The sequence below is a fragment of the Cellulomonas algicola genome (genome assembly GCF_019024305.1).
Lineage (GTDB): Bacteria > Actinomycetota > Actinomycetes > Actinomycetales > Cellulomonadaceae > Cellulomonas > Cellulomonas algicola.
This window is the reverse complement of record NZ_JAHKSJ010000002.1, coordinates 403187-416725: the sequence shown is the minus strand read 5'-3', so window position 1 is coordinate 416725 and position 13539 is coordinate 403187. Positions and strand designations below refer to the sequence as shown.

General features: G+C 74.0%; 13 protein-coding genes. 1 reads left to right on the top strand and 12 read right to left on the bottom strand.

Features of this window, described 5'->3' with window-relative positions; genetic code table 11:
- Positions 1-6 precede the first annotated feature (6 nt).
- The 12 genes from KOV94_RS01915 to KOV94_RS01860 form a co-directional block, all read right to left on the bottom strand.
- Positions 7-495: a hypothetical protein gene (locus tag KOV94_RS01915; protein ID WP_124342395.1), complete on the bottom strand. Its 489-nt coding sequence runs from the start codon at positions 493-495 to the stop codon at positions 7-9.
- Entirely contained in the window at positions 492-854 is a 363-nt protein-coding gene (locus KOV94_RS01910) for a response regulator (protein WP_124342396.1), read from the bottom strand. Before KOV94_RS01910 ends, KOV94_RS01915 begins: the two co-directional genes overlap by 4 nt.
- Before the next feature lie 76 nt (positions 855-930).
- Positions 931-1398, bottom strand: coding sequence for a chemotaxis protein CheX (locus KOV94_RS01905; protein WP_124342397.1), 468 nt, complete (start codon positions 1396-1398; stop codon positions 931-933).
- Positions 1395-1778: a response regulator gene (locus tag KOV94_RS01900; protein WP_124342398.1), complete on the bottom strand. Its 384-nt coding sequence runs from the start codon at positions 1776-1778 to the stop codon at positions 1395-1397. Before KOV94_RS01900 ends, KOV94_RS01905 begins: the two co-directional genes overlap by 4 nt.
- Positions 1775-2713: a CheR family methyltransferase gene (locus KOV94_RS01895; RefSeq protein WP_124342399.1), complete on the bottom strand. Its 939-nt coding sequence runs from the start codon at positions 2711-2713 to the stop codon at positions 1775-1777. The genes KOV94_RS01900 and KOV94_RS01895 overlap by 4 nt, the downstream gene beginning before the upstream one ends.
- Positions 2710-3846: a chemotaxis-specific protein-glutamate methyltransferase CheB gene (gene cheB, locus KOV94_RS01890; protein ID WP_124342400.1), complete on the bottom strand. Its 1137-nt coding sequence runs from the start codon at positions 3844-3846 to the stop codon at positions 2710-2712. Before cheB ends, KOV94_RS01895 begins: the two co-directional genes overlap by 4 nt.
- Positions 3843-4262 (bottom strand): type 1 periplasmic-binding domain-containing protein, encoded by a 420-nt coding sequence (locus KOV94_RS01885; protein ID WP_124342401.1) that lies wholly within the window; start codon positions 4260-4262, stop codon positions 3843-3845. Before KOV94_RS01885 ends, cheB begins: the two co-directional genes overlap by 4 nt.
- A gap of 56 nt (positions 4263-4318) precedes the next feature.
- Complete coding sequence (locus tag KOV94_RS01880; protein WP_218051069.1) at positions 4319-5941, bottom strand: methyl-accepting chemotaxis protein; 1623 nt, start codon at positions 5939-5941, stop codon at positions 4319-4321.
- Positions 5942-6036: 95 nt separating this feature from the next.
- Positions 6037-6456 (bottom strand): chemotaxis protein CheW, encoded by a 420-nt coding sequence (locus KOV94_RS01875; RefSeq protein WP_124342403.1) that lies wholly within the window; start codon positions 6454-6456, stop codon positions 6037-6039.
- The gene (locus KOV94_RS01870) at positions 6453-8957 is read right to left on the bottom strand and encodes a chemotaxis protein CheA (RefSeq protein WP_218051068.1); all 2505 of its coding nucleotides are present in this window, start codon (positions 8955-8957) and stop codon (positions 6453-6455) included. The genes KOV94_RS01875 and KOV94_RS01870 overlap by 4 nt, the downstream gene beginning before the upstream one ends.
- 48 nt (positions 8958-9005) lie before the next feature.
- Positions 9006-9377: a carbon storage regulator CsrA gene (csrA, locus tag KOV94_RS20495; protein ID WP_225915904.1), complete on the bottom strand. Its 372-nt coding sequence runs from the start codon at positions 9375-9377 to the stop codon at positions 9006-9008.
- Positions 9378-9428: 51 nt separating this feature from the next.
- Positions 9429-9842 carry a PLD nuclease N-terminal domain-containing protein gene (locus tag KOV94_RS01860; protein ID WP_218051067.1) on the bottom strand — a complete coding sequence of 138 codons (414 nt, stop codon included), beginning with the start codon at positions 9840-9842 and terminating at the stop codon, positions 9429-9431.
- 243 nt (positions 9843-10085) lie between these two features.
- Here KOV94_RS01860 and KOV94_RS01855 point away from each other — a divergent pair, with 243 nt between their 5' ends.
- Positions 10086-13535 carry a 1,3-beta-D-glucan phosphorylase, GH149 family gene (locus KOV94_RS01855; protein WP_218051066.1) on the top strand — a complete coding sequence of 1150 codons (3450 nt, stop codon included), beginning with the start codon at positions 10086-10088 and terminating at the stop codon, positions 13533-13535.
- Positions 13536-13539: the final 4 nt, after the last annotated feature.

The following is a 13539-nucleotide window of genomic DNA, read 5'->3' as shown; positions in this document are numbered from 1 at the left end:
CCGTCGTCACACGACGACCAGCGAGAACCCTCCGCGGCCGTACCCGGCGACGTCGACCTCGAGGTCGCAGCGCCGCATGAACGCCGGCACGTGCCGCGCGACGTCCGCGGGCAGCGGGTGACCCGGCTCGTAGACGACGTCGAGGCGGACGTGCGGCGCCCCCTCCGCGTTGAGCAGCGAGCCCAGCACGTTGAGGATCTCGCTCGCGTTCTCGAGCAGGCCCGCGGGCAGCCCACCGTGGTTCACGGCCTGCTGCGCCATCTTCACCGGGACCAGCCCGAGCGCCCCGCCGAGGTACGCGGCGGCGGGGACGTCGAGCAGGATCAGCGCGGCGACCTGCTGCGTGTCGTCGAGGTACACGCCGACCAGGCACCCGTCACCCTTCGCCGGGTCCTGGCTCGTCGCGCCCGTGAGCACGTCGACCTCGCGGCCGACGAGGTTCTCGAGCAGGTCGCGGACCTCGACGGCACCGGCCAGCGGGGTCTGCGCGCTCATGCCAGCACCGGCTCGATGACCTCGCGGAACGACTCCGCGGTGAACGGCTTCGCGATGAGGAACAGCGCGCCGGCGGCGTCCGCGGTGGCCCGCATCTCGGGCGAGCCTTCGGACGTGACGAACCCGAACGGCGTCTCGAAGCCCTCGGCGCGCAGCGCCTCCAGCAGCTCGATGCCGGACACGTTCGGCATGTTCCAGTCCGACAGGACGACGTCGGGCTCGTCGGCACGGACGGCCGCGAGGGCTTCCGCACCGTCGGACGCCTCGCGCACGTCCCAGTCGTAACCCGCCTGCCGGAGCGTGCGGATCACGATCTGGCGCATGACGCGGCTGTCGTCGACGACGAGGACGCGGATCATGATCGGTTCCTTCCTTCGGTGCGGCGCCGCGGGACGGTCGGCGCGGCGGTCGTGCCAGGGACGGTGGGGACGGGGCTCACTGCCCGCCCCCGGTGAGGAGCACCCAGAGCTCCACGACGATCGGGCGGCCGCGCCACGACAGCGCGAGCTCCTGCACGCGGAGCGCGCCCTCGAGCAGCGGCACGGTGTCGGCGACGGCGGGAAGGCCGAGCTTGGCGGCGTCGGGCATGAGCGCCTTGATGTTGCCACCCACGACGTTGGCGAGCTCGCCGAACGCGTCGACGAGGTCCTCGTGCGAGACCTCCTCGTCGGCCGGCAGGCCGAGCAGCGCGCGGGCCAGGTCGTGCGCCGTCGCGGTCGCGGTCGTCAGGACGGCACGTCCGCTCAGCTCGCCGAACAGGTCGACCCACGCGTGCACGGGCTCCTCGACGGCGGGCGTCTCGCCCTCCCAGGCGTTCAGGTGCCCGTCCTCGCCGTCGATCATCGACGCGAACACGTCACGGGCGATGAGCAGGACCTGGTCGGTCGCGACGTCGGTGCTCATGCGGTCTCCTCCACGGGGACGAGGCCGAGCAGGTCGAGCTTCGCCCGCAGCTCCTCGGCGGTGAACGGCTTGATCAGGTACTCGTGCGCGCCTGCCGCGAGCGCGCGCACGATCTGGGACTGCTCGGCCTCGGTCGTGACCATCATGAGCGTCACGCCGCGCCACTCACGGTTCTTGCGGACGTGCGTGACCAGCTCGAGCCCGTCCATGACGGGCATGTTCCAGTCGACGGTGACGAGGTCCACGGCACCCTCCTGCTGGAGGGCGTCGAGGGCCTCCTGGCCGTCGGCGGCCTGGGTCGTCGAGAACCCGAGCCCTTCCAGGACGTTCGCGACGATGCGGCGCATCGTCCGCGAGTCGTCGACCACGAGTGCTCTCATCGGCTCTCTCCTCGGACGCTGTCGGACAGCGGGACGGCGGCGACGCGCGCGGACGGCACGACACCGAGGGGGGCTATCGGCGCGGGCGCGAACGACCGCAGGGTGGGCGTGAGCAGGCTGGGGACGGCGGCGGCCCGGTAGACCGCGCCGCGCTCGACCGGGACCCGCTCCCAGCCGTCGTCGAGGCCGATCGTCGTCTCGGCGGCACCCAGGACGAGGAACCCGCCCGGGCGCATCGCCGCGAGGACGCGGTCGAGCACGGCCTGCTTGACGGGCAGGTCGAAGTAGATGAGGACGTTGCGCAGGAACACCACGTCGAAGCCCCCGCCGAACGGCGGCGCGTCGAGCAGGTTGTGCCGCAGGAACGTCACCTGCCGGCGCAGGTGGTCCCGCACGCGCCAGCCGGTGCCGTCGGCCTCGAAGTGCCGCACGAGCATCGGGGTCGGCAGGCCGCGGTTGGTCTCGAGCCGCGAGTACACGCCCTGCGACGCCCGGTCGAGCACGGTCGCGTTGATGTCGGTCGCGACGATCTCGACGGCCGTGTCCGGCACGGCGTCGGCGAGCGTCATCGCGATCGAGTACGGCTCCTGCCCGGTCGAGCAGGCGGCCGACCACACCCGCAGCCGCGGCAGCGTGCCGTCCGCGCCGCGCAGCGCGGGCACGACGTGCTCGGCGAGCGCGCGGAACGGTGCGCCGTCGCGGAAGAACGACGTCTCGTTGGTCGTGAGCGCGTCGACGACCGCGCGGACGTCCGCCTCGCGCTCGCCCGTGCGCAGCTCGCGCACGTAGGTGTCGACCCGGGTGTGACCGGCCCGCTGCGCGAGCGGCTGGAGCCGGGACTCCACGAGGTACTCCTTGCCCGCGTCGAGGTTGATGCCGGCGCGTCGTGCCACCAGCTCCGCGACGTAGGCGAAGGCGTCGGGGGCGAGGCTCATCGGTGCGCTCCGGTGGTGTCGGCGGTGGCGTGGGTGAGGACGTCCTCCACGGCCGCGGGGATCTGGTCGACGGGCAGCACGCGGTGCGCGAGCCCGGCGGTGGCGACGGCTCCGGGCATGCCCCAGACGACGCTCGACGGCTGGTCCTGCACGAGGACGGTCCCGCCCGCGCCGACGACGTCGACGCAGCCCTGGCGACCGTCGACGCCCATGCCGGTGAGGACCACGCCGAGCAGCTCGCCGCGCACGGAGCGCACGGCGGAGCGGAACAGGACGTCGGCCGCGGGCCGGCAGAAGTTGATCGGCGGCGAGTCGTCGAGCGCGGTGCGCAGCATCCCGGTGCGGGTGTCGACGCCGAGGTGCCGGTCGCCGGGTGCGATGTACACGTGCCCGGGCTCGAGCGGCTCGTCGTCGCCGGCCTCCACGACCGTCGCGGGGCCGACGCGGTCGAGCCGCGCCGCGAGCTGCCGCGTGAACACGGGCGGCATGTGCTGCACGACGAGGACGGGCACGGGCGGCGGCACGGTGAGCCCGCGCAGCACGCGGGTGAGGGCGTCGGGTCCGCCGGTCGAGGCGGCCACGACGACGAGCTGCACGGGGTGCGCCGGCGGCATCGGCCGCGTGACCGGCTCGGCACCGGGCGCGGGCGGCGCGACGTGCTCGACGACGGTCGCGACGGGCGCCGCGTGCACGGGCCGCGCGGGCACGTCGACGACGTCCTCGGTGCGCGGGACGAGCGCGACGATCCGCGGGATCAGGTCGTGCGCGACCCGGGCGAGCGCCTCGTGCACGGACGCGGTGCCCGTGGGCTTCGTGACGTAGTCGGTCGCGCCCGCGGCGAGCGCGTCGAGCGTGGCCGTCGCGCCGCGTTCGGTGAGCGTCGAGAACATGATGATCGGCATGCGGTCGCCCCGCGCCCGCAGCGCCGCGACCGTCTCGATGCCGTCCATCTCCGGCATCTCGACGTCCATCGTCACGAGGTCGGGCTGGAGCTGCTCGACCTTCGCGAGCGCGAGCCGGCCGTTCGCCGCGATGCCGACGACCTCGATCCGCCGGTCCTGCCCGAGCACGTCGCTCACGATGCGCCGCACGACGACCGAGTCGTCGACGACGAGCACCCGGATCCGGCTCATGCGGCGCCGCCGAGCTGCGCCTCGACGCTGGTCACGACGTCGGCCTCGTACGGGACGACGACCACGCCGCGCAGGCGGGCCTGCTGGAGGACGTCGTCGAGCGTGCCCTCGGCCACCGCGACCGCGACGACCGCGTCGGCGCCGCCGTCGACGAGCAGGCGGACCTGCGCGACCTGCGTCGCCGAGTCGGGCGCGTAGTGCACGCGCACGCCGTACCCGAGCTGCGCGAGGCGCTGCACGAGCACGTCGCCCTCGACGGCCCAGCCGGTCGCCGGCAGCGTCACGCCGACGAGGCGCGTCGACTGCCACCGGGCGAGCGCGTCGCCGCTGACCTCGCCGCCACCTGTCTGGTGGGCGAACGCGGCCGCCACGGCGAGCGCCATGACCGACGCCGCCCATGCCTTGCGTCGCGACATCCCTGTCTCCTTCGTGCCGGCGGGCCGTCCCTGGCCCGGCGGTGGTGCACCTTCGGTCAGAAGGTGAACATCGACACCCGCTCGCGCAGGTCGGCGGACATGCGGGCCAGCTCGGTGACGGACCCGCCCATCTGGCTGAGCACCTCCGAGCTCGTGGCGGCGGACGTGGCGACACCGGTGATGTTCGCGGCGATCTCGCCGGAGCCGGTGGCGGCCTCGGCCACACCGCGGGACATCTCGTTGGTCGTCGCGGTCTGCTCCTCGACGGCCGACGCGATGGTCAGCTGGTAGTCGTTGATCGACGCGATGATCGTGCCGATCTCGCCGATCGCGGCGACGGCACCCGTGGTGTCGGCCTGGATCGCCTCGACGCGGCGCGCGATGTCCTCCGTCGCCTTGGCCGTCTCGGACGCGAGCTCCTTGACCTCACCCGCGACGACGGCGAAGCCCTTGCCGGCCTCCCCGGCACGCGCGGCCTCGCGGGGCGCGTAGAGCGCGAGCAGGTTCGTCTGCTCGGCGATCGACGTGATGAGCTTGACGACCTTGCCGATCTCCTGGCTCGACGAGCCGAGGCGGGACACCGAGTCGTTCGCGCTCGCCGCGGCGCCCGTGGCGGCCTGCGCCACCTTGGTCGCCTCGGTCGCGTTCTGCGCGATCTCCCGGATCGACGCGCCCATCTGCTCGGCACCGGCGGCGACGGCCTGCACGTTGCGCGACACCTGCGCGGCCGCGGCCGCGACGACGCCCGCCTGCGCGCTGGTCTCGTCCGACCCGGCGGCGACCTGGCTCGACGACGCGGAGAGCTGCTCGGCCGCGACGGCGACCTCGTCCGCCGTGTGCTTGACCTCGGTGAGCGTCTCGCGGACGCCGGCCTGCGCACGGCCGAGGGCCTCGCGCATCTGCCCCATCTCGTCGCGCGACGTGCCCGGGACGGTCCGCGTGAAGTCGCCGACGGCCATGCCGTTGAGCGCGCGGCACATGTCCCACACGCTCTTGCGGATGCCCGACGCCGTCTTGAAGCCGAGGAACATCGAGATCGCGAGGCCCGCGAACAGGCTGATGCCGAGGATGTAGCCGGCCGTGTCGACGCGGTCCTGCGCGGCCTCCGCGGTCGCGGTGACCTCCGCCGCCATCGTCTTCTCGACCTCGTCGAACTTCAGCGCGAAGTCGTCGATCGCGGGCTGGCTCACGGTGTCGGAGATCGACGAGTACGCGTCGGCGTCGTCCGCGAGCGCAGCGGGGACGACCTTCTCGTCCCGCAGCACGACCCACTTCTGGTACGACTCGACGAAGCCCGGCCAGGCCGCGTTGCCGTCGGCGCCGCTCGACTTCGCGAACGCCTCGATGGCCTCGGCCATGTCCATGTCGTTGCGCCGCTGCAGCTCGACCCAGCCCTTGCGGATCACCGGGTTCTTCACCGCGGCGATCTGGGCGACGATGAGGCGCGCGTTGTGCTGGCCGTCGTCGACCGAGCGCGACAGCGCGGCCACCTCGGTGGCGACCACGTCGACGTCCCGCAGGTCCTGGGCGGCACGCTGGAGGGCGACGTAGGCGAAGGCGCCCGAGCCCAGGGCGACGAACGCCACGAGGCCGAGCAGCAGCATCATCTTCGTCTGGATGCCCAGGTTGCCCAGGCTCATGCGCCGGCGCGGGCCGCCGTCGCGGGAGGTCTTGCTCATCGGTGCTCCTTGTCAGGGCGTCGTCGCCGTCGTCCGTCCAGATCGGCCGGGTCGGCAGTGCTGTGAGGGGTCGGGGCGACATCCCCCCGCACGGCTCAGGCCGCGGAGGCCGCCTCGTCGACGTCGAGGACGAGCAGCAGCCGGTCCTCGAGCGTGCAGGCCGACCGGATGAGCGGCCGCAGGTCCGGGTCGAGCGTCTCCGGGGGCACGCCGACGTCGTCGACGGGCACGTCGAGGACGTCGCCGATCTCGTCGACGAGCAGGCTGACCGGCTCGCCGTCGACCTGGACGACGACCATCATCGGCTCGGCGTCCTGCGCGAGCGCCGGCAGGCCGAGCCGCGGCCGCAGGTCGACCGTGACGACGACCTGGCCGCGCAGGTTGACGACGCCCGCGATCCCGGGCGGCGCGAGCGGGACCCGCGTGCGGGCGTGCGCGCGCAGCGCCTCCTGCACGCGGAGTACGTCGACGCCGTACAGGTCGTCGCCGATCGTGAACGTGACGTAGCGGTTCACGCAACACTCTCCAGCAGGTCGTCGGACTCGAAGTCGTGGTCGGCGGCGAGCAGCGCGGCGGGCAGGTCGAGCAGCTCGGTCACGCGGCCGTGCACGACGGTCGAGCCGATCAACCCGGCAGCGTCGATGTCGGAGTGCTCGGCGTGGTCCTCGACGATGTCGACGATGTCCTCGACGACCAGCGCGGCGCTGCGCGACCCGCGCTCGTAGACGACGAGCAGCAGCTCGTCGCGGTCCTCGGGCGTCGCACCGACCAGGCTGTCGACGCGCGCGAGCGGCAGGATCGAGCCGCGGTACTGCACGACCTCGCGGTCACCGACCGTCTCGACCTCGTCCGAGCGCACGTGCTCGAGGCGCGCGACCCCGGCGAGCGGCATCGCGACCAGCCGGCCCTCGCCGATGCGGGCGACCAGCAGCTGCTCGGTCTCGTGCGTCTCCTCGACCACCGTCGACGCGTGCCCGACCGACGCGTGCTCGTGCTCGCGCGGCATGGCCTCACGGGCGATCGACTGCATGTCGAGGATGAGCGCGACGCGCCCGTCCCCGAGCACCGTCGTGCCCGCGTAGGTGCTCACGGACTTCAGCTGCGCCGCGAGCGGCGTCACGACGATCTCCTCGGTCGCGAGCACGCGGTCGACGAGCAGGCCGAAGCGGTTGTCGTCCGCCTGCACGACGACGATCACCCCGGGCCGCGACCCGGCGGGCTCGCCGTCGGACAGACCGAGCACGTCGTGCAGCGGCACGAGCGGCAGCAGCTCGCCGCGCAGCCGGTAGACGGGTGCCTCGTGCACGTGCTCGACGGCCTGCTCCGCGCGCTCGTCGAGCGCGACCAGCTCGAGCACGTGGACCTGCGGCACCGCGTACACGTCGCCGTCGCACTCGACGGACAGCGACGGCATGATCGCGAGCGTCAGCGGGATCCGCAGGCGCCACGACGTCCCGACGCCGACGGTGGACTCGACGTCGACCGTCCCGCCCACCGCCTCGATGCGCGTGCGCACGACGTCCATCCCGACGCCACGGCCGGACACGTTCGTGACCGCCGCGGCCGTCGAGAAGCCCGGCAGGAACAGCAGGCCCAGCATCTCCGCCTGGCCGAGCGACGCGACCTGCTCGGGCGTGCGCAGGCCCTTGCGGACCGCCGACTCGGCGACCTTCTGCGGGTCGATGCCGCGGCCGTCGTCGCGGACCTCGACGACGACCTGACCGCCCGCGTGGAAGGCGCGCAGCTCGAGCGTGCCGTGCGACGGCTTGCCCGCGGCGACGCGCTCGGCAGGCGGCTCGATGCCGTGGTCGACCGCGTTGCGCACGAGGTGCGTCAGCGGGTCCTTGACGGCCTCCAGCAGGCTGCGGTCGAGCTCCGTGTCGCCGCCGACGAGCTCGAGGCGCACCTCGCGCCCGCACGTCGCGGCGAGGTCGCGCACGACGCGCGGCATCTTCGCCCAGACGTTCTCGATGGGCTGCATGCGCGTGCGCATGACGCCGTCCTGCAGCTCGGACGCGATGAGGTTGAGCTGCTGCGCCGACCGCGTGAGGTCGACGTCTTGCGACTCGGCGGCGAGGCGCGTGAGCCGGTTGCGGACCAGCACGAGCTCGCCGACCTGCCGCATGAGGCGGTCGAGCAGCTCGACGTCGATGCGCACCGACGACTCGCTCGGGCCGCGCAGCGTGCCGACCTCCTCGAGCGGCGCCGCCGCGGGGGCCATCGTCGGCTGGTACTCGTGCCCGCTCGACAGGTCGGCGAGCGCCGCGGCGGCGAGCGCCTGCACGGCGGCCGCCTCGAGCGCCTCGTCGGCGGCGCGCTGGGCGGCGGGGTCGAGGTGCGGGCTGGGCAGCACCGGAGCGGGTGCGGCGCCGGGCGGCGTGGCGTCGGCGGGTGCGGACGCGGCCGACCCGTCCTTCGGGATGCGCTTCGCGATCTGCTTGATCGCCGGGACCGTGTCCGGCACGGTCGCGGCAGCGCCCTCGCTCGCGGCCTCGGCGCCGACGGCGGCGACCGCCGCAGCGGTCTCGTCGGCGGGGGCCTCGCGCGGGTGGGGCACGTCGGCGGCGCTCTCGGCGGCTGGGGGTGCGGGTGCGGCTGCCGGCGCGCCCGCGGGTGCCGACGCGGCGGTGCGCCCCTCCTGCACGGCGACGATCGCCTCGACGACCACGTCGACGTCCACGTCGCCCTCGCCACCGGTGCGCTCGATCGCGTCGAGCAGCAGCCGGACGGTGTCGACCGTGCGCAGCAGCACGTCGGTGGTGACCTGGTCCATCTGCCGGCGACCGTCACGCAGCTCGACGAGCAGGTTCTCGCCCGCGTGCGTGACGCGCTCGAGCCGGGAGAACGCGAGGAACCCGCTCGTGCCCTTGATGGTGTGGATCGTCCGGAAGACGCTGCTGAGCAGCGGCCTGTCCCCCGGGTTCTCCTCGAGCTCCACGAGGTCCCGGTCCAGCTGGTCGAGGTTCTCGTAGCTCTCGACCAGGAACTCACGGACGATCTCGTCGATGTCCTCCACGCGTGCCTCCCCACCGGGAGGCATTCGGCGCCGCCCCGGCGCCCAACCTCATCGGCCGGTGGAGGTCCCTGCTGAGGGATCCGCGGAGGTCGGGCCCGCGCTCGGCCTGTCCGTCGGCGCGTCGGTCGGCGCGGCGGTCGGCGCGGCGGTCGACGGCGCGGGGGCCGTCGTGCCGCGGGCCATGCCGCCGGCGGCGGGCGGCGCGAGGCGGCGCAGCGCGGCGGCGGTGCTCTCGTCGGCGTTCGCGGCCTCGGCGTTGGCTGCGGTGAGGGCCTCGAGGACCTCGGCACGGTGGACGCGCACGTCGCGGGGGGCGTCGATGCCCAGACGCACGCCGTCGCTGCGGACCTCGATCACGGTGACGACGATGTCGTCCCCGATGACGAGACGCTCACCGACGCGTCTGCTGAGCACGAGCATGCGAGCGACCCTACCGTCCGCACGCGGCGGCGCCCGCGCGCCACGAGCGCGTCACGCGTTCGACGAGCCGCTCGTCCCGCCGTCGGGCTCGGAGAGCCGCTGCTCGCGGTCGCGCAGCTGCGCCTCCCAGTCCCGCAGCATCTGCTCGTGCTTGGTGTCGGACTCGCGGTCGCGGCGCAGGCGGTCGAGGTACTCGGGGTCGTCGTCGGGCGCGCGACGGGGCCTCTCGTACTCGGGGAAGCCCGCGGTCCCGGTGGACGGCCACGGCACCTGGCGGCGGCGGTCGTCCTTGGGGCGGCCCGCGACGAGCCAGGCGACGCCGCCCGCGACGGGCAGGATGACGATGAGGATGAGCCAGCCCGTCCGGGACAGGTTCCGGATACGACCTTCGTCGGACTGGATGCAGTCGATGAGGCAGTAGACGAGCAGCCCGATCTCGACCACGAACGGCAGGTAGCGGAGCACGACCCCTCCTCCGGTGCCGCAGGCCCCGCGCCTCGGCGGACGCAGGCTAGCGGAGCGGGAGCGTGGGGCGGTGGCGTTCGGGTGACGGACCTGCGGGGACGCGCACCTGACCGGGTCGGAGGGCCGTTGCGTTCCGCGTTGACACGTGTCACCGTAGGGGAGCGCTTCCACGGCCGCACCGACGCGGCCCGTCCGGTCCCCCGACCGGTCGACCCGCGCCCCGGCACGAAGGACGATCAGGACATGGCGTCGCAGACCCTCACGCCCGCACGCACCGACGAGCCCGGCGACGCGCTCGTCACGAGCGGACCCGTGGACCTCGACGGCCGGCGGTTCTACCGGATCGCGTCGTACTCCGACCTCCCCCCGTTCTTCATGACGCTCGTCGGCGCGAGCGACCTGTGGCTGTTCGTCTCGAGCACGGGCGGCGTCACCGCCGGGCGCGAGCACGCCGACCGCGCGCTGTTCGCGTACGCGACGGACGACAAGGTCGCCGCGGGCGCCGGCCGCACGGGCGGGCTCACGCTGCTGCGCGTCGAGACGCCCGACGGGACGCGGTCGTGGCAGCCGTTCGCCGAGCGCCGCCCCGACGACCCGGCCGTCGAGCGGCACCTGTACAAGGACTACCTCGGGACGACGCTCGTCTTCGAGGAGACCCGTCCGGACGTCGGCCTGCGGGCGCGCGTCACGTGGCGGACGAGCGCCCGGTACGGCGTCGTGCGCGAGGTCGCGCTCACCGCGGTGGGCGGCGCCCCCGTGCGCGCCCGGGTGCTCGACGGGTTCGTCGACCTGCTGCCCGCCGGCGTGACCGTGCAGACGCAGGCGGAGTTCAGCAGCCTGCTCGACGCCTACAAGCGCACCGAGGTCGACGCCGCGACGGGACTCGGGCTCGTCTACCTGAACTCGACGCTCACCGACAAGAGCGACCCGAGCGAGTCGCTCGCGGCGACGGTCGCGTGGCAGGTCGGTCTCGACCCGGTCGCGCACCTCACGTCGACCCGGCAGGTCGCCGCGTTCGCCGCCGGCCGGCCGGTCACCTCCGAGCCCGAGGTCCGCGGTGAGAAGGGCGCGTACCTCGTCGTCGCCGACGTCGCGCTCGCGCCCGGCGAGACGCGGCGGTGGAGCGTCGTCGCGGACGTCGACCAGAGCGCCGCGGACGTCGTCCGGCTCCAGACCGCGCTCGCCGACCACGCCGCCGCGGCGGCCGCGCTCGAGGCCGACGTCACCGCGACGCGCGACCGGCTCGACCACCTCGTCGGGACCGCCGACGCCGCGCAGGTCAGCGGCGACGAGCTCGCGTCGGCCCACCACGCCGCGAACGTCCTGTTCAACGTGATGCGCGGCGGCGTCTTCGTCGACGGCTACCGCATCACCGGCGAGGACCTGCGGGCGTTCGTCGCCCAGCGCTCACCGCGGACCGCCGCGCGCCGCCGGGAGTGGCTCGACGCGCTCCCCGCGACCGCCGACCTCGACGCGCTGCTGGAACGCGCCGACGCGACCGGCGACCCCGACCTCCTGCGGCTCGTGCGCGAGTACCTGCCGCTCACGTTCAGCCGCCGCCACGGCGACCCGAGCCGCCCGTGGAACAAGTTCCAGATCGCCCTCACGGACGCGAAGGGCCGCACGCGCGTCGACTTCCAGGGCAACTGGCGCGACATCTTCCAGAACTGGGAGGCGCTCGCCTGGTCGTTCCCGGGCTACGTCGAGTCGATGGTCGCGGTGTTCCTCGACGCGACCACGGCGGACGGGTACAACCCGTACCGGATCTCGCGCTCGGGCATCGACTGGGAGGTCCCCGAGCCGTCGAACCCGTGGGCGAACATCGGCTACTGGAGCGACCACCAGATCATCTACCTGGTCAAGCTGCTCGAGACGTCGCGGCGCTTCCACCCCGGGCGCCTCGACGCGCTCGTCGACCGCGCGCTGTTCACGCACGCCGACGTGCCCTACCGGATCGCGTCCTACGCGCAGACGGTCGTCGAGCCGATCGAGACGATCGCGTTCGACACCGCGGCCGAGGAGCGCGTGCAGGAGCGTGTGCGGACCGAGGGCGCCGACGGGCGGCTCGTGCACGGTCCCGATGGCGACCTCGTGCGCGTGTCGCTCGGCGAGAAGCTGCTGCTGCTCGTGCTCGCGAAGGTCGTCAACCTCGTGCCCGACGGCGGCATCTGGATGAACACCCAGCGTCCCGAGTGGAACGACGCGAACAACGCGCTGGTCGGCAAGGGGCTGTCCGTCGTGACGCTCGCCTACCTGCGCCGCGGCCTCGCGCTCGCCCGCGACCTGCTGGACCGCGACCTCACCGTGACGGACGAGCTCTCCGGGCTGCTGGCCGACGTGACCGCCGCGCTCGACGCGCACGCCGCGCCGGTCGAGGGCGGGTTCGACGACGCCGGGCGGCGCGCCGTCATGGACGCGCTCGGCGCCGTGGGCACCGCGTACCGCGAGCGCGTGTACGCCGGGTTCGGCGGGGAGCACCGGACGGTCGGCGCGGCCGACGTGCGGGCTTTCCTCGACGTCGCGCAGCGGTACGTGGACGCGGGCCTGCGCGCGAACCGCCGGCCCGACGGGCTGTTCCACTCCTACAACCTGCTCGACCTGCGCGGCGGCGTCGCGCGCGTCGGCCACCTGCAGGAGATGCTCGAGGGGCAGGTCGCGGTGCTGTCGTCGGGGCTGCTCACGCCCGCGGAGGCGCTCGACCTCGTCCACGCGCTGCGCCGCAGCGCCCTGTACCGCGCGGACCAGCACTCCTACCAGCTCTACCCCGACCGCGAGCTGCCGACGTTCCTCGCGCGCAACACGATCACCGCGGCCCAGGCCGCGAGCGCGCCGCTTCTCGACGCGCTGGTCGCCGCGGGCGACACGACGCTCGTGCTGCGCGACGTGCGCGGCACGCACCGGTTCGCGCCGGGCCTGCACAACGCGCGCGACGTCGTCGCGGCCCTCGACGCGCTGTCCGCGGGCGCGGCCGGCGTGGCACCGCAGCAGGTCGCGGACGGCCGCGCCGCAGTCCTCGACGTGTTCGAGCAGGTGTTCCGGCACGCCGAGTTCACGGGCCGGTCCGGCTCGTTCTTCGCGTACGAGGGCCTCGGCAGCATCTACTGGCACATGGTCTCCAAGCTGCTGCTCGCGGTGCAGGAGAACCACGAGCGGGCGGTCGCCCAGGGCCTCGGCGCGGCGGTCGTCCAGGGCCTGGCCGACGCGTACGAGGACGTCCGGCTCGGCCTCGGCTACTGCAAGTCGCCCGAGGTCTACGGCGCCTTCCCCGTCGACCCGTACTCGCACACGCCCGCCGGCCACGGCGCGCGCCAGCCGGGCATGACCGGGCAGGTCAAGGAGGAGGTCCTCACGCGGCTCGGCGAGCTGGGCCTGCGGGTCGAGGACGGGCGGGTCGTGGTGCGGCCCGTGCTGCTGCGGGCCGACGAGTGGACGACCGCGCCGACGACGTTCCGCTTCCACGACGTCGCGCAGGCCGAGCAGACGCTCGCGCTCGACGCCGGGTCGCTCGCGTTCACGTTCTGCCAGGTCCCAGTCGTCTACCGGCGCGGGTCGGTGCTGCGGGTCGAGGCGACGCTCGCCGACGGCTCGCGCGTCGCCGGCACGGACGGCGTGCTCGACGCCGACGTGAGCGGTCGCATCTTCGCCCGGTCCGGCGACGTCGTGCGCGTCGACGTCGAGGTCCCGACCGCCTGACCGG